This is a genomic window from Bradyrhizobium sp. NAS96.2 (assembly GCF_001908235.1).
GTDB lineage: Bacteria > Pseudomonadota > Alphaproteobacteria > Rhizobiales > Xanthobacteraceae > Bradyrhizobium.
Genome location: NZ_LGHK01000183.1, coordinates 15,409 through 32,174, shown reverse-complemented (window position 1 = coordinate 32,174; position 16,766 = coordinate 15,409). Strand labels below are relative to the sequence as shown.

General features: G+C 63.8%; 14 protein-coding genes and 1 pseudogene. 4 read left to right on the top strand and 11 right to left on the bottom strand.

Annotated elements, in window-relative coordinates; translation table 11 throughout:
• The 8 genes from AC628_RS32175 to AC628_RS32140 all read right to left on the bottom strand — a co-directional run.
• Positions 1–314: biotin/lipoyl-containing protein (locus AC628_RS32175; protein WP_143201908.1), on the bottom strand; the 314-nt coding region annotated here is incomplete at its 3' end.
• A gap of 2 nt (positions 315–316) precedes the next feature.
• The gene (locus AC628_RS32170; protein WP_021079261.1) at positions 317–622 is read right to left on the bottom strand and encodes a DUF5076 domain-containing protein; all 306 of its coding nucleotides are present in this window, start codon (positions 620–622) and stop codon (positions 317–319) included.
• A gap of 5 nt (positions 623–627) precedes the next feature.
• Complete coding sequence (locus tag AC628_RS32165; protein WP_074130776.1) at positions 628–2,034, bottom strand: pyruvate dehydrogenase complex E1 component subunit beta; 1,407 nt, start codon at positions 2,032–2,034, stop codon at positions 628–630.
• A 45-nt stretch (positions 2,035–2,079) separates the two neighbouring features.
• Entirely contained in the window at positions 2,080–3,099 is a 1,020-nt protein-coding gene (gene pdhA / locus AC628_RS32160; RefSeq protein ID WP_074130775.1) for a pyruvate dehydrogenase (acetyl-transferring) E1 component subunit alpha, read from the bottom strand.
• 159 nt (positions 3,100–3,258) lie between these two features.
• A complete protein-coding gene (locus tag AC628_RS32155; protein ID WP_021079258.1) occupies positions 3,259–3,576 on the bottom strand; it encodes an FtsB family cell division protein in 318 nt (105 codons plus the stop codon).
• 101 nt (positions 3,577–3,677) lie between these two features.
• Complete coding sequence (locus AC628_RS32150; protein WP_074130774.1) at positions 3,678–4,229, bottom strand: NADPH-dependent FMN reductase; 552 nt, start codon at positions 4,227–4,229, stop codon at positions 3,678–3,680.
• Between the two features lie 162 nt (positions 4,230–4,391).
• On the bottom strand, positions 4,392–4,985 hold the full coding sequence (locus AC628_RS32145; RefSeq protein ID WP_502689797.1) for a hypothetical protein: 594 nt from the start codon (positions 4,983–4,985) through the stop codon (positions 4,392–4,394).
• Entirely contained in the window at positions 4,979–6,517 is a 1,539-nt protein-coding gene (locus tag AC628_RS32140) for a YadA-like family protein (RefSeq protein ID WP_168193492.1), read from the bottom strand. Before AC628_RS32140 ends, AC628_RS32145 begins: the two co-directional genes overlap by 7 nt.
• Positions 6,518–6,786: 269 nt before the next feature.
• Between AC628_RS32140 and AC628_RS32135 the strand changes: the two genes are divergently transcribed.
• Both AC628_RS32135 and AC628_RS32130 read left to right on the top strand, forming a co-directional pair.
• On the top strand, positions 6,787–7,887 hold the full coding sequence (locus tag AC628_RS32135) for a helix-turn-helix transcriptional regulator (protein WP_143201906.1): 1,101 nt from the start codon (positions 6,787–6,789) through the stop codon (positions 7,885–7,887).
• A gap of 91 nt (positions 7,888–7,978) precedes the next feature.
• Entirely contained in the window at positions 7,979–9,094 is a 1,116-nt protein-coding gene (locus tag AC628_RS32130) for a D-alanine--D-alanine ligase family protein (RefSeq protein ID WP_074130771.1), read from the top strand.
• Between the two features lie 130 nt (positions 9,095–9,224).
• On the opposite strand, the gene AC628_RS32125 is transcribed toward AC628_RS32130, so the two are convergent.
• Positions 9,225–10,364 (bottom strand): zinc-binding dehydrogenase, encoded by a 1,140-nt coding sequence (locus AC628_RS32125; RefSeq protein ID WP_074130770.1) that lies wholly within the window; start codon positions 10,362–10,364, stop codon positions 9,225–9,227.
• Between the two features lie 47 nt (positions 10,365–10,411).
• Complete coding sequence (gene eno, locus AC628_RS32120) at positions 10,412–11,695, bottom strand: phosphopyruvate hydratase (protein ID WP_074130769.1); 1,284 nt, start codon at positions 11,693–11,695, stop codon at positions 10,412–10,414.
• A gap of 180 nt (positions 11,696–11,875) precedes the next feature.
• On the opposite strand from eno, the gene queF reads away from it, so the two are divergent.
• On the top strand, positions 11,876–12,352 hold the full coding sequence (queF, locus tag AC628_RS32115; RefSeq protein ID WP_074130768.1) for a preQ(1) synthase: 477 nt from the start codon (positions 11,876–11,878) through the stop codon (positions 12,350–12,352).
• Between the two features lie 734 nt (positions 12,353–13,086).
• Here queF and AC628_RS43300 read toward each other — a convergent pair.
• Positions 13,087–13,315: pseudogene (locus AC628_RS43300) on the bottom strand (MFS transporter); the annotation flags it as partial.
• Between the two features lie 314 nt (positions 13,316–13,629).
• Here AC628_RS43300 and AC628_RS32105 point away from each other — a divergent pair.
• Positions 13,630–16,713, top strand: a complete 3,084-nt coding sequence (locus AC628_RS32105; protein WP_143201905.1) for a hypothetical protein — start codon at positions 13,630–13,632, stop codon at positions 16,711–16,713.
• The last annotated feature ends 53 nt before the right edge of the window (positions 16,714–16,766 follow it).

Below are 16,766 nucleotides of genomic sequence, written 5' to 3'. Positions count from 1 at the left end.
TTCGGAGCTTCGGCGGGCTTGGCAGCCGGAGCAGCGCCGGCTCCGGCGCTGGCTGCGGCCTTCACGTCCTCGCCGTCGCCGGCCATGACCGCGATGACGTCGTTGACCGGCACGTCCTGGGTGCCCTCGGGCACCAGGATCTTGGCGATCGTGCCCTCGTCGACCGCCTCGACTTCCATCGTCGCCTTGTCGGTCTCGATCTCCGCGATCACGTCGCCGGATTTGACCTTGTCGCCCTCTTTCTTGAGCCACTTGGCGAGGTTGCCCTTTTCCATCGTCGGCGACAGCGCGGGCATGAGAATATTGATCGGCATTGTCAGTGACCTTGTTGCGACCGCGGTTTGGTTTGGCCCATGTCGGTCGGCCGGGCGATTTCGGCTTCGAACATCTCGACGATGCGCGCGAGCGCCTCGTCCTCGGTGTATTCGCTCTCGCGCGAATAGGCGCGCGCGGCGTGGCGGGCGATGTCGACGAGCATCAGCCCCCACATGTCCGGCTCCTCGAAGGCGCGCTGGAACGCGATCGACAGGCCGCCGTCGACGACAAAGGCGCGCAGCACCTCGACGGCGTCGTCGCGGCCCATCACGTCAGGCGGCAGCGGCTGCTCCTTGGGACCGGCCATCGGCGTTACCGGTAGGACACGGCCTTGGCGGCCGCGACCACCTCGGCGACGGAAGGCAGAGCAAGCTTTTCAAGATTGGCGGCATAGGGCATCGGCACATCCTTGCCGGAGACGCGCGTGACCGGTGCATCGAGATAGTCGAACGCATGCTCCATGATGCGCGCGGCAACCTCGGAGCCGACGCCGCTCTGCTGCCAGCCCTCCTCCACCGTGATCGCACGGCCGGTCTTCTTCACCGAGTTGATGATGGTCTCGGTGTCCATCGGACGGATGGTGCGCAGATCGATCACTTCGGCGTCGATGCCTTCCTTGGCGAGCTCGTCCGCGGCCTTCAGCGCATACGACATCCCCATCGCCCAGGAGACGATGGTGACGTCCTTGCCGGCGCGCGCAATCCGCGCCTTGCCGATCGGCACGACGAAATCGGGCAGCTTCGGCACCTCGCCGGTGTGGCCGTACAGCACCTCATTCTCGAGGAAGATCACCGGATTGGGATCGCGGATCGCGGCCTTCAGAAGGCCCTTGTAATCGGCGGCCGAGTACGGCGCGATCACCTTGAGGCCCGGGATCTGCGAGTACCAGGCGGCGTAGTCCTGGCTGTGCTGGGCCGCGACGCGTGCGGCGGCACCGTTCGGGCCGCGGAACACGATTGAGCAGCCCATCTGGCCGCCGGACATATAGAGCGTCTTGGCGGCCGAATTGATGATCTGGTCGATCGCCTGCATGGCGAAATTCCAGGTCATGAACTCGACGATCGGCTTCAGCCCGGCCATCGCCGCACCGACGCCGACGCCGGCAAAACCGTGCTCGGTGATCGGCGTGTCGATCACGCGCCGCGCGCCGAATTCCTGCAACAGGCCCTGCGTCACCTTGTAGGCGCCCTGATACTCGGCGACCTCCTCGCCCATGATGAAGACGTCGCCGTCGCGGCGCATCTCCTCGGCCATCGCATCGCGCAGCGCCTCGCGGATGGTCTGCGTGACCATCTCGGTGCCCGCGGGAATTTCCGGATCGGGCAGCGCCTCGCTGACCGGCGCGGCCGGCGCCTTGGCCGCAGGCTGCGGCGCTTCCGCCTTTGCATCTCCCTTGGCTTCGGCAGCAGGAGCCTCCGCCGCCTTCGGCTGCGGGACTGGTGCGGCCGGCGCCTTGGCGAGGTCGGCGGCGCTTTCGCCGTCGGCCAAAATGGTAGCGATCGGCGTGTTCACCGCGACATCGGCGGTGCCTTCCGGAATCAGGATCTTGCCGAGCGTGCCCTCGTCGGTTGCCTCGACCTCCATCGTCGCCTTGTCGGTCTCGATCTCGGCGATCACGTCACCGGACTTGATGGTCTCGCCTTCCTTTTTCAGCCATTTGGCGAGGTTGCCCTTCTCCATGGTGGGCGACAGCGCAGGCATCAGCACTTGAATGGGCATATCGGCTCCCGAAATCGGTCTTGGAATTCTTCTGCGCGGGTGGGGTCAGCGGTAGATGTCGGTGTAGAGCTCGGACGCATCCGGCTCCGGATCGTGCTGCGCGAAGTCGGCGGCTTCGTTGACAATCTCGCGCACCTCGGCGTCGATCGCCTTCAGATCCTGCTCGCTGACGCCCGACGCCAGCAAGCGGTTGCGCACCTGCTCGATCGGGTCCTGGTCGTGACGAACCTTCTCGACTTCCTCGCGCGTGCGGTACTTCGCGGGATCGGACATCGAGTGGCCGCGATAGCGGTAGGTCTGCATCTCGAGGATCATCGGACCATTGCCGCCGCGGCACCATGCTGTGGCCTCATCGGCGGCGGCCTTGACCGCGCGCACGTCCATGCCGTCGACCTGCCTGCCGGGAATGTTGAAGGAGGCGCCGCGCTTGGAAAAATCCTGCTGCGCCGAAGCGCGCGACACCGATGTGCCCATTGCGTAGCGATTGTTCTCGATGACGTAGATTACCGGCAGCTTCCACAGCTCGGCCATGTTGAAGCTCTCGTAGACCTGGCCCTGGTTGGCCGCGCCGTCCCCGAAATAGGTCACGCTGACGTTATCGTTGCCGCGATAGCGATTGGCGAACGCAAGGCCGGTGCCGAGCGACACCTGCGCGCCCACGATGCCGTGACCGCCGTAGAAATGCTTCTCCTTGCTGAACATGTGCATGGAGCCGCCCTTGCCGCGGGAATAGCCGCCGCGGCGTCCGGTCAATTCGGCCATCACACCCTTGGCTTCCATGTCGCAGGCCAGCATGTGGCCGTGGTCGCGGTAGCCCGTTATGACCTCGTCGCCCTGTTTCAGCGCCATCTGCATGCCGACCACGACCGCTTCCTGGCCGATATAGAGATGGCAGAAGCCGCCGATCGCACCCATGCCGTAGAGCTGACCGGCCTTCTCCTCGAAGCGCCGGATCAGGAGCATGTCCCGCAGTGCCTTGAGCTCCTGCTCCTTGGAGAATTCGGGGGGAGAACCAGCCTTCTCCTGACCTGATTCCTTCGCGACGCTTTTCTTGGGTGCGGCCATGGCAATTCCGGGTGAGAGAAATCGAAGAACCCTCTCTAACCCAACTCAAATCGCCTTGGAAGGATTGCGTTCGCCCAATGGAATTTTGCTATGCCGCACTGCAGCGTGCCGCGACACTTTTGTGATAGCGCGCGAATGTTTTTGAAATTTGAGAACGCGTCAGTTCGACTTGTTGATCCGAACCAGATCACGCGGGTTGGCGTAGTCGAGCTGGAAGCGCGCGCGCTCGTCGAGCATGTCGGGATCGACCCGGTCCGACCGCAACAGCGACACCCGCTGCTCGCCCTCGGCCCGCTCCTTCTTCAATCGCGCGAGCTCCGAGGTCAGCGCGATGATTTCCTGGTCGAGTTCCTGCCGCGCGTTCAGACCATATTTGCCGGTATAGGCGTTGACGCCGAAATAGCCGACCATCAGCGCCGCCAGCGTGTAGAGCGCGAGCCCGGTCAGAATCGATTTGAGGCGTGTGCGGGAAACCATGGCCGCGAAGATGCGGCCATGGGGTTAACGGAGTGCTAAACCAGAGCGTTTTCGAGCGAAGTGGATGCCGGTTCGCGTGAAGAAAACGCGTCAAAACAAGATCAGCCGTTCTGCTTTTCGATGAAGGCCGCGAAGGCGCCGAGATACTGCTGCAGCACGCCCTTGAGCGACTCCTTGGTCAGTTCGCCCTTGTCGTCGAAGGCATCGCCGACACCGTTGAGATAGGCTTCCGGCTGGCCAAGGATCGGACCGGAAATGCCCGGCAGGATGTTCTGCAGATGCTTGACCGCGCTGACGCCGCCGAGCGGTCCCGGCGAATTGCCGATGATGCCGATCGGCTTGCCGATAAACGAGCTCTTGCCGTAGGGCCGCGAGGCGACGTCGATCGCGTTCTTCAGCACGCCCGGGATCGAGCGGTTGTATTCGGGGGTCACGAACAGCACGCCGTTCGACTTCTGCAGCTTCTCGCGGAAGGCCAGCCAATCCGCCGGCGGCGCCGCCTCGAGGTCCTGGTTGAAGAAGGAAACGCCCTCAAGAGTCGTCACATCGAGCTTCAGCGACGCCGGTGCGAGCTTGGCCAGCGCATTGGCGATCTTGAGCGAGAAGCTCTGTTTGCGGATGCTGCCGACGATGGTGACGATGTTATAGGCCATAGCAAATTCCTTCGGGTTTGTGCGTGAAGCTCGCGCATCTCACCTACCGGCGCGCCGAGAAAGATGCAAGTGCATGGATCGTGCAATTTTGGAAACGCAACGTTTATGAAACCGTCCCGCTGACATCATGCAGCACGGCCCACAAATACCAGCTTCAGGACGCTATTTCGGCGCGGGGGTATCGGCCGGTTTGTCCGCGGGCCCGTGCTTGCTTCCAGGCAAGGCCTTTGCAGCCGGTTTAGCACCGTTTGCGGGCGCCGCGGCCGGCGGCTCGGGCGCGGCGGGCCCGCTCTGTCCAATCGACACCGAGATCCCGAACAGCCGCCACTGCCCATTCACCGGCGCGAACGCCAGGTCGAAATTGACCTGGTTCGGAACCGACGGAAAGAAGCCCGCCATATGCATCAGCCCGTTGGCCTCGATCTGCGGCAGCAGATTGAGTTGAGGATCGATCACGGCGACGCCGGAAAGATCCAGATTGTCGTTGCGCAGCTTGGCAAATATCTCCCCCAGGCGGGCCGCCGAGTTGACTTGAAAGCCCGGCGCGCCGATGTCGCGCAGTACCGTGTAGTTACCCGTCTTGTTGGCGTGATCGAGCGCGAGCAGAGCGGAGCGCACCAGCATGAGCACGCCGTTGCGATCGATCTGGGCCGGCTTGGGTGCCGGTGGCGGCGTTTCCGCACGACAGGCGGCGGCCGCCAGCAATGCGCCCGCAGCGACCAGAGCCCGCAGCCAGGATGCTTTCCGGGTCACCACGCAACAGTCACTCCGGCGCGTCCGCCGACGCCTCCTTGCGCGAAGCCGGCGGCGACGCCGCCATTGAGCACGACATACTGGTTGAGCCGCATCTGGGCCCCGAGGCTCATGGCGTTCTGCCCGCGGAAGGTGCCCCAATTGGTCGAGATCGCAAACCTCTTGTCCGATGGCAGCGCTGCGCCGCCCATGGCAATGGCGATCGCGGTGCCTTCGAACGCCTGCCGCATCTGCGTCTGCAATGTCGCGACGTTGCCCTGCAGCGTCGATACGTTGGTTTGGAGACTGGATATGTCCTGTGGAGTGAAGTTGGCCGAGGCGAGATGGCCGGCGGCATCCGTCGTCACCACCTGGGTTGGACCGGATTGTGCGGCAAGGCTCGCCGCCGAAGTGATGCCGGACATGCGGTAGGTGCTGGTACTGGTCCCGACCGAAATCTGATTTGCCGCCGTTGTCGTCGCACCGGCGCCGATCGCGGTCGAATTGGCGAAGGTCGCCACGGCATTGCTGCCGAAGGCGGCCGAATTCGCTCCCGTCGCCACCGCGCCGTCGCCGAACGCCGCGCCGCCATTGGACGCCAGCGCGCCCGCACCGACTGCGATCGAGCCGTTCGCGACCGCGCCATTGCCGATCGCGATCGCATTGGCGCCCGTAGCGGCGGCATTGAAGCCGACCGCGACCGCACCTGCCGCGGTGGCCTGCGAGTTGGCGCCGACCGCCGTCGCGCCGGTGGCGCTGGCGGTGCTGGCCTGGCCGATCGCGGTCGTCGCCTCGCCGGTGGCGTTGCTGTTTTGGCCATAGGCGCTGGCGGTTGCGCCATTGGCGATGCTTTGCTGACCGGTCGCCGTCGCGGCGGCTCCGGTGGCACTGCTGAATTCGCCGGTCGCCGTCGCCGTCAAGCCGTTCGCCAGACTGAATTGGCCGGTCGCGGTCGCAAAGTCGCCGATGGCCCTGCTGGCGACCCCGGTCGCGGTCGCTCCGATGCCGTTGGCGCTGCTCCTTGCGCCGGTCGCGGTCGCATTGATACCGGTCGCATTGCTGAGCATGCCGGTCGCGGTCGCCAAGGTGCCGTTCGCGACACTGCTCTGTCCTGTCGCGGTTGCAAAAGTGCCGACCGCTCTGCTGGATTGTCCCGTCGCGGTCGCGTCATCGCCTTGCGCGGCGCTGTTGTTGCCGGTGGCAGTCGCGTTGCCACCGGTCGCGACGCTGCTGACTCCGATCGCAGTCGCGCTGCCGCCGTTGGCGGTTGATTGCACACCGAGCGCGGTCGCGGCAGTGCCGTTCGCAGAGCTCCCCGCGCCGATGGCGGCTGCATCCGCACCGTTCGCGGTGCTGCCCGCGCCGTATGCCGTCGCCACGAAACCGGTTGTGTTGGCCCCGCTGCCAACCGCCGTCGCGTTGCCGTTGGGCGCGTTGATTACACCGCCTCCCGCGGCATAGTCCGCGGACAGGGCCGCCGTGGGGCAGAGCACTGCGCAGGCGCCGAGCATGGCGACTGCCGGGATGATGGTTCTGTGACGCCGATCACCGTACATGCGAGCCCCCTCAAACGGACGGACCGAGTCAGCCGATTGACCTGCCGTTCCGGCACCTTCCCCAAGTCGCCCGGTGCTCGCATCTGACGTTCGTCGGAGGCCCGGATGGAAAGCGGCTGTTTCAACCTGAACGCCGGCGAGTGAGACTTTGCAGCAACATCGAGAAATGCCCACAATCCAGCCTTGCGGTGCGAATGGTATCCGGGCCAGATTGCAACCAGGCAGGGGCTGATCGATGGTTGGCGGCACACTTTCCGGCGAAGACGGGGGTGCTCGATCTCGTCGCCGCGATCTACGATGCCGCACTCGATGCCGCGCACTGGCCTGACGTCCTGAACCGGATCGGCGATGCCGTCGGCGGACCGGAGGTGATCTTCGGCGTGTACGATCCGGCGACCGGGCTCTCGAACCTGCTCGCGCCACGGATCGATCCCGTGCTGGTCAACCGCCTGCTGGACTGGGCGCCACGCAATCCGCTGCTGCCGCTCGGCATCGGTCAGGCCCCCGGCAAGGTTTTCACCGTCGGCAACTTCATCACGCAGGACCAATTCACCAGCACGGATTTTTATCAGGAGTGGTGGCATCCGGCCGGCTACGACGTCGAGCCGCTGACCACCAATCTCCTCGTCGACGATAGCGCAACGGGAATATTCACCAGCCACGGATCGCTGAAGCGACAGCCGTTCGGCGCCGATCAGAAGCGGCTGTTTGCCACCCTCGCGCAACATCTGGTCCGCGCCGTCGCGTTGCAACGCCGCGTGTATCACCTGACCTTCGCGAGCGAGAGCGCGCTCGCCGGTTTTGATCGATTGCAGCACGGCTTTCTCCTGGTCGATGCCGAGGCAAGGCCGCTGTTCACCAACCGCATCGCGCAAGACTTGCTGGACGCCGATGATGGGCTGCGGCTCGAAGGCGGCATTCTGTCCGCGTCCGACGCCGACTGTGGACGGTTGCTGAGAAAACTGGTGTCGTCCTGCCCGGCACTGGCCGGCATCGGTGCCGGCGGCGAACTCACGCTGCGGCGGAAAACCGGCGGATCGCCGCTTGGTGTTCTCGTGACGCCGGTGCCGCCGGAAACAGCGCTGGTCGCGCTGCCCTGGACCGTTTCGCGGCGCCCGGTCGCGATCGTTCTGATTACCGATCCCGAGACGGAAATGCAGGCGCGCCTCGACGGCCTGCAACAGCGTTTCGGCCTGACGCCTGCGGAAGCCGCGTTCGCACTTGAAATCATCAAGGGTGATGGCCGTCAGGCCGCAGCCGACCGGCTCGGCATCACCGTCGGAACGGCACGAACGCATCTGTCGAGCATCTTCGACAAGACCGGGTCGAAACGACAGGCCGAACTGGTGCGCCTGCTGTTGCAGAAGTAAGCCGGGCCGTATTCCTGGGCCAAATGTCGACACGTTCTTCCAACCATACTGTGGCTGGATTCCATGCACAAAGCCGACCGAAGAGCGGGCAATGACAGAGCGCAAGACACGGGTTGCAATCCTGTTCGGCGGGCGATCAGCCGAACATGACGTTTCGCGGGCGTCGGCGGCGAACGTGCTTCGCTCGCTCGATGCGGATCGCTATGAGGCCACGGCGATCGGCATCACCCGGGACGGCCGCTGGATCGTTGCCGATGCGGGCAACGGCGCCGGCGCGGGTGGCGGCGCGTTGACCATTCCGGACCATGGACCACAACTCGCGCTGCTGCCGGGCGGAGGGGGCCGTGTCGTGGTGCTCCAGGGACCGGCGGCGGGCCCGGCGGAACTACCGGCGTTCGATGTCGTCTTCCCGGTCCTGCATGGCCCCAATGGCGAGGATGGCACCGTGCAGGGCGCGCTGGAGCTGTCCGACGTGGCCTATGTCGGCTCGCGCGTGATGGGCTCGGCGGCCGGAATGGACAAGGACATCGCCAAGCGCCTGCTGCGCGAGGCGGGATTGCCGATCGTCCCCTTTGTCGCGATGTCGGCTCAAGCTCCCGTCAGCTATCACGACGCCGTCAGCGTCCTCGGCTCGCAGGAGCTGTTCGTCAAGCCCGCCAACATGGGATCATCGGTCGGCGTGTCGAAGGCGCGCAATACGGAGGAGTTCGAGACCGGCTGCAGATTGGCGTTCCGCTTCGACAGAAAAATCCTGGTCGAGCGCAGCATCGCGCCGATCCGCGAGGTCGAGTGCTCCGTGCTCGAGGATGCCGAGGGCCGCGTGCGTGCCTCGCAGCTCGGCGAGATCGTGCCGTCCGACAAGCACGGCTTCTACTCCTACGACGCGAAGTATCTCGATGCAGACGGCGCCCTGCTGCAGGTCCCCGCCGACGTCCCGCCTGCCGTGGCCGATCGCATCAGGGAGCTCGCGATCAAGACGTTCGGCGTGCTGGGTTGCGAAGGCATGGCGCGCATCGACTTCTTCCTGCACGGCGAGCAGGCGTTCGTGAACGAGGCGAACACCCTGCCCGGCTTCACTAACATCAGCATGTATCCGCGGCTGTGGGAGGCCAGCGGCCTGCCGCAATCCGAGCTGATGGACGTCCTGATCGGCCATGCCCTGGAACGTCACAAGCGCTCCAGGAAGTTGGCATTCGAGCGCGAGTAGAGCGCAATGGGCATTCGCGGCATCCGTAGCCCGGATGCAGCGAAGCGTAATCCGGGGCCACCGTGTCTGCGGATTGACTGATCCCGGATTGCGCTCCGCTCCATCCGGGCTACGGACTACGGTTGCTCCATCACATGCCCTTGTTCGGATTGATCAGGAATTTCTCGCCGGTCGCGCGCTTGCCGTAGACGGCGATGTTGTCGAGCTGCAGGGTTTCCTGCAACGACACCACCTTGGTGTAGTGACTGGCGAAGGTGGTCTTCAACTCGGCGACCACGCGCTGGCGCAGCTTGTTGCCCGCCTCCGGACCGATCTTCATCAGGAACGGGAACAAGAGCCAGCCGCCGACGCCCCAGGCCATGCCGAAGCCGCGCGGCAGCTCGATCGAACGGTTGTCGAGGCTGCCATAGACATAGACCTGCTTGTGCACGTTCGAGCCGTAGCGGCTGTAGGCCTTGGCGGTCTTGTTGATCGCGGTCTCCATCGCGACCAGGATCTGGCCCGCGAGCTTGCCGCCGCCGATCGCATCGAAGGCAATGGTCGCGCCGGTCTCGACCAGCGCGCCGGTGAGCTTGTCCATGAAATCGGGCGCGCTGGAATCGACGATATGCTTGGCGCCGATCTTGTGCAGGATGTCGGCCTGCTCCTTGTTGCGCACGATGTTGACGAGGCCGATGCCGTCCTTGAGACAGATCCTGTTCAGCATCTGGCCGAGGTTCGACGCCGCCGCCGTGTGTACCAGCGCCTTATGGCCCTCGCGCCGCATCGTCTCGGTCATGCCGAGCGCGGTCAGCGGATTGACGAAGCAGGACGCGCCTTCCGCCGGCGTCGTGCCCTCGGGCAGCGGCAGGCATTCGGTGACACGCAGCGTGCGGTATTGCGCATACATCGCACCGCCGATCATCGCGACCGTCCGGCCCATCAGCGCCTTTGCCGCGTCCGACGAGCCGGTCCGGATCACAACGCCGGCGCCTTCATTGCCGACCGGCATCGACTCGTCGAGCCGGGCGGCGAGGCCCGCCAGCGCCGCTTCCGGTACGCGCGCGGTCACCACAGGCAGTTCCTTGCTGCCGGAGACCTTGGCGGCGGCCATGTCGGCAGGGCCGATCAAAAGCCCGAGGTCGGACGGATTGATCGGGGTCGCCTCGACCCGGACCACGACCTCGTCGGGACCGGGCTCGGGGGTCGGGACATTGACCAACGACAATTCCAGCTCGCCATCCTTCTTGAGCAGCGAACGCAGTTGCAGACCGCTCTTGCCGTCACTCATCCCGACCTCCCTTTTTGCGTTTTATTCAGTCCCGATCAATTGGGGCGCTAGGCCAGCGCCTTCAAGGCCGCCCTGCCGGCGTATTTCGCCTGGGTGCCGAGTTGCTGCTCGATGCGCAGCAGCTGGTTGTACTTGGCGGTACGGTCGGAGCGCGCCAGCGAGCCGGTCTTGATCTGCCCGCAATTGGTGGCGACCGCGAGGTCGGCGATCGTTGAGTCCTCGGTCTCGCCGGAGCGGTGCGACATCACGGCGGTGTAGCCGGCCTTGTAGGCCATCTCGATCGCCGCGAGCGTCTCGGTCAGCGTGCCGATCTGGTTGACCTTGACCAGGATCGAGTTGGCGCGGCCGTGCTTGATGCCGTCGGCAAGCCGGGTCACGTTGGTGACGAACAGATCGTCACCGACCAGCTGGCACTTGTTGCCGATCGCGTCCGTCAGCTCCTTCCAGCCGTCCATGTCGTCCTCCGACATGCCGTCCTCGATCGTCACGATCGGATAGCGGCCGACGAGGTCGGCGAGATACTTCACCTGCTCCGAGCGCGAGCGGGTCTTGTTCTCGCCGCCATAGACATAGGTGCCGTCCTTGAAGAATTCGGTGGAGGCGCAGTCGAGGCCGAGCACGACGTCGTCGCCCGCCTTGTAACCGGCCTTGCCGATCGCGTTCATGACGAACTCGAGCGCGGCGTCGGCCGACGGCAGGTTCGGCGCGAAGCCGCCCTCGTCGCCGACATTGGTGTTGTGGCCCGCCTTCTTCAACTCACCGCGCAGCGTGTGGAAGATCTCCGAACCGCAACGCAGCGCTTCAGCGAATGACGTCGCGCCGACCGGCAGGATCATGAATTCCTGGAAGTCGATCGGGTTGTCGGCATGCACGCCGCCATTGATGATGTTCATCATCGGCACTGGCAGCGTCCGCGCCGAGGTACCGCCGACATAGCGGTACAGCGGCATGTCGAAGGATTCCGCGGCGGCCTTGGCGCAGGCCAGCGAGACGCCGAGGATGGCGTTGGCGCCAAGCCGGCTCTTGTTCGGCGTGCCGTCGAGCTCGATCATGATCTGGTCGATCGCGACCTGCTCCTCGACGGCCTGGTCGCTGAGCGCCTCGAAGATCTCGCCGTTGATGGCAGCAACCGCCTTCTCGACGCCCTTGCCGAGATAGCGCGACTTGTCGTCATCGCGCAGTTCCACCGCCTCATGGGCGCCGGTGGAGGCGCCCGACGGCACCGCCGCGCGACCGATCGACCCATCCTCCAGCACCACATCGACCTCGACCGTGGGGTTGCCGCGGCTATCCAGGATTTCGCGGCCGATGATGTCGACGATGTCAGTCATGAGAACCTCTTTTGGCAGTGCGGGGGTCGGATGGCGGTGCTTCTACCGCAATGCATCGAGGGGGAAAAGGCCGGGTGACGGACGCCCCGCATTGCCGTCCTTTGCATGGGGTTGTTTTGCAGGAAAACCGGTTTCCACTTTTCCGGATCATGCTCTATGAGGACCCCACGGAGACCCCTCATGGCGAAGAAATCCAGCAAATCAACGACCTCCCCCGGCCTGCAGCTCGGCCGTGCGGTGGAATGGCCCGACACGCCGGAAAAGGCGCAGCTCGACCGCGTGCCCAACCCGCAGGCTGGTACCGATTATCTGGTACGCTTCACGGTGCCGGAATTCACCTCGATCTGCCCGGTAACGGGCCAACCGGACTTTGCCCATCTGGTGATCGACTATGTGCCGGGCCGCTGGCTGCTCGAATCCAAATCGCTGAAACTGTTCGCCGCGAGCTTCCGCAATCACGGCGCCTTCCACGAGGATTGCACTGTCATGATCGGCCGGCGGATCTCGGACGAGATCAAGCCGAAATGGCTGCGCATCGGCGGCTACTGGTATCCGCGCGGCGGCATCCCGATCGACGTGTTCTTCCAGACCGGCCGCCTGTCAAAGGGGCTGTGGGTTCCCGATCAGGGCGTCGCGACGTATCGCGGGAGGGGTTAGAGCGGGCGCTGGCAAATTCGCCGCGTCTGCTTACCGCCTGAAGGCAAACATAGAAAGGTTCTTTCGGGACGGCATCATGACGTACTCTCACCTAAGATTCCCGGCAGCGTGACCGATGTTTCAAATCCATAGAACCTTCCCCGGGAAATGGCCGTCATCGGTCGGCTTCTGCTCGACTACGGCGAGTTAGAACTGGATCTCATGAACTGCGTCCAAGTCGCAAGGGACTTTGATCTCAACGGCACCCACCCTCAAGGCCATGTTCAGAGTTCGAGGCGAGACAAATCGTGTTTTGATCGCCGACGGTCTCGGCCGCGCCATCCTCGGACTTGGGACCGAGTTCAATCTACTAATCGACACGCTCAGAAACTGCCTCGCAATCCGCAACCGGTACGCCCACGCGTACTGGCATGACCCCGACCAGGGTAAACATCTCTGCTACGTCTCGCTTGAGGAGCTTGCGAAGGAGGATTTGGAGGTAAGGGACCTGACGAAGCTCTCATTCTTCTATATCGCCCCTTCTCCTGACACAGGAGGCTTATTTCGAGTACACTGGCGATCTAATCACCTTCATCAACTACGAAGGCAGATTGCGCGCTGGAGCAATCAAGGTCCAGCCCTTCAAGCTCCCCTCCCCGCTGGCCAAGCCCGCGCCGTTTACTCGGAAGACGTAGTTGCTGCCCTATTGTCATCGATGCAAACGTTTCAACAGCGAGAGCAACGACCGGCCGCGCGGCGGCATCCGCCGGCCGCGTCTGCTTCAGAAATCTCGCACAGATAAATCCGAGCACGACCATCACCGCGGCGGCTGAGACGAGCGTTGCGGTCTTGCCGGCGTGTTGCAGGCCGAAGCCATAGGCGATCGGGCCGACGGTCTGGCCCATGAAGAAGAAGAACGAGTGCAGCGACAGCGCGGCGGCGCGGGCTTCGACCGATAGCTCGCTGGAACACGTGCAGGCAGCCCACCTTGCTTGCATCGACCCGGCTATGGCCGACCGCACGCTAATCAATCCACGTCTTGAGATGACGGCGTCGCGCGAAGTGAATTCGTACGACACTGCGGCTTATTCTTGAAACTTGTGAGGCCAGGTTCCGCGTTGCGGTTTGCGCCATCGCGAAAGCGATTGAGCGGCAAGACGAATCCGTAACGCCCAAAATGTTCCGCGAACCGCAGAAAATTTGCGCGGCCAATCGTCACACACGCGTCGTCCGTCAGGTGTCCTTTTGCACTCCTCATCTCACCCTCAGGGAGCATCGAAATGGTTACGATCAGCGGAATGAAAACGTTCGCGTCGGGCACGGCGGTTGACGCAGCAGCTCCGGACTCCATTACGACTGCGAACGGGACGATCTTCGTCGAATACGGCAATGGTGCAGACTCCACCGGCGCCGGCGGCTCGAGCACGATCGTGCAGTATGACAAGAACGGCAAAGTCGAACACACCTATACGATCGCCGGATCGGTCGATGGTCTGAAGTATAATCCATACACCGGCGAGATCTGGGCGCTTCAGAATCAGGACGGAAACTCCACACTTACCCTGATTGATCCCCTCACCCACAAGGTGACGGGCCCGCTGAGCTTTGCCGATCCATCCGCGACGCGCGGCTATGACGACGTCGTCTTCAAGGGCGACAAGGTGTTCCTGAGCTACACCAATCCAGACGGAGCCGGCGATCCGACGCTCGTCGAACTGCTCAACGGCGACCATCCGAGCGGGACATTGCTGACATCGACCATTCTGACCGACGGCGCGACCGGCTTCAACACGGTCACGGGCGCCACCGAAGTGGTCCCGCAGTCCGATCCGGATTCGCTCAAGCTCGCCCCCGACGGCGACCTGATCTTCACCGACGGCGCCGACGGCACCATCATCGATGTTCAGCATCCCGGGACGGCCAGTCAGGCGATCGCTTTCACGACGATCAAGGGCATTCCAGCCGGCTCCGTCGGCAATTCCGGCCTCGATGACGTAATCAAGCCAGGCGCTACTGCCGGTACGTTCTACATGACCGATACGAAAACCGGGAACGTCTATTCGTTCCTCGCGAGCGGCCTCGACACCAACGACTATTACGCGTCGGTTGCGAGCCTCGGCGGGTTCGGCCAGGTCGATCCGACGACCGGCGTCTTCACGCCGCTGGTCACGGGAGCGAACTTTTCTGCCGCGCACGGCCTGATCTTCGTTCCGGACAAGAACGCGCCCCCGATGGCGCATGTGGATTCAATCGCGACATTTGCCGCTCCGCCGAATGGGGTGACCGGACTGGATTCGATCACCATCGCGAACAAGTACGTGTTTGTCGAATACGGCAATGGCGTCGACTCGACCGGCGCTGCGCCGGGCGACAGCACGATCGTCCAGTACGATCGCGCGGGACACTTCGTCCACGCTTATTCGATCGCGGGATCGGTCGATGGGCTGAAGTACAATCCCGAAACCGGAATGGTCTGGGCATTGCAGAACCAGGACGGCCGCTCGTCGCTGTCGCTGATCGATCCCAACACGCAGACGATCACTGCGCATTTCGACTATGCCAACCCGTCGACCTCGCGCGGCTATGATGACGTGGTATTCAAGGGCAACGAGGTGTTCCTCAGCTACACGAACCCGACCGGCAACGGTGATCCGACCATCGTGAAGCTCCTGAGCGGCACGAACCCCAAGCCTGGCGACCTGCTCACCACCACTCCCGTGTTGCTCGACGGCGCCGTGGGTTACGATACCGTGACCGGCAAGATGGAAGTGGTGCCGCAGGCCGACCCGGATTCGCTGAAGCTCGCCGCGAACGGCGATCTGATCTTCTCCAGCGGCGACGACGGCGCGATCATCGACGTCCAGAATCCGGGCACCTCTCACCAGGCCATCGCGTTCACCCCGATCCAGGGAATTCCCGCCGGTTCGGTCGGGAGCGCCGGCCTCGACGACGTCACCAAGCCGACAGCAACGTCGGGCACCTTCTACATTTCGGACGCAAAGGACGGCCACGTCCTGACGGTGCATGCGAGCGGCCTCAACCCCAACGACTACTATGCCTCGGTCGGTTCGCTCGGGGCGTTCGGCCAGGTCGACGAGAACACCGGCATCTTCACCGCGCTGGTATCCAGCGAGAATGCCCCGGGCTTCAGCTTCGGTTCGCCGCACGGCGTTGCGTTCGTCCCCGACAAGAACGCGGCGCCACTTCCCGAAATCAGTGCGGTCAAGACCTTCCAGGCCCCACCCGACGGGGCGACCCAGCCCGACTCTATCACAACCGCCCACGGCTCGACCTTTGTCGAATACGGCAATGGCGCCGATTCGACCGGCGCCGGAGGCTCCAGCACCATCGTGCAATACGACAGGCACGGCGACGTGGAATTCACATACTCGATCACGGGATCGGTCGATGGCCTGAAATACAACCCAACGACCGGCGATATCTGGGCACTCCAGAATCAGGACGGCAATCCCACCCTCACGCTGATCAATCCGGAGACGCATGCGGTCTCCGCGCCGCTCAGCTACGCCGACTCGAGTACGAGCCGCGGCTATGACGATGTGGTGTTCAAGGGCGACAAGGTGTTCCTGAGCGAAACCAACCCCGTCAATCCCGGCGATGCAACCGTGGTCCAGCTCCTCAACGGCGATCATCCGTCCGGCACGTTGGCGACCAAGCCCATTCTTGAATTTGGCGCTACCGGTCTGGACACCGTGACCGGCAAGACCGAGGTCGTGCCTCAGAACGATCCGGACTCGTTGAAGCTCGCCCCGAACGGCGACCTGTTGCTGTCGAGCGGCGATGACGGGACCATCATCGATATCAAGAATCCCGGCACGACCCACCAATCGGTGTCGTTTACGCCGATTGCCGGCGTCGGCGCCAAGGCCGGTCTCGACGATGTCATTGAAACAGGTGTCAAGTCGGGTACGTTCACATTGACCGATACGGCCACCGACAAGGTCTTCTCGTTTCACGCGACTGGCCTGAACCCCGACGATTACTACGCCTCGATCGGCAGCCTGAAGGCGTTCGGCCAGGTCGACCCGACCACGGGCGCATTCACGCCGCTGCTGTCGGCCGACAATGCGCCCGGCTTCGACTTCAGCTCTCCGCACGGCGTCAGCTTCACGCCCGACCCGTCTCCCGAGGCCGGTCATGTCGCGACATCGGTGCACGCCGATAGCTTCGTGTTTGCCGATGGCGGCAACAACGCTGGCGCCGCAGCCGGCACTCCCCAGCCGTTCTCATTTGAAGGCCCTTCACATGCAGAGCAGCTTGCGCAACTTGCTTCCGACGTCTCGCACAGCAGTTCGGATTGGCTGCATGAGACTACGATGCAGTACGTGGCGATGGGGCACGATGCCTTCCATCTAACCTAGCGATCGCGCATTTTCGGAACGGTGCTGCGAGGACGCGGACAGTTCCTCGCAGC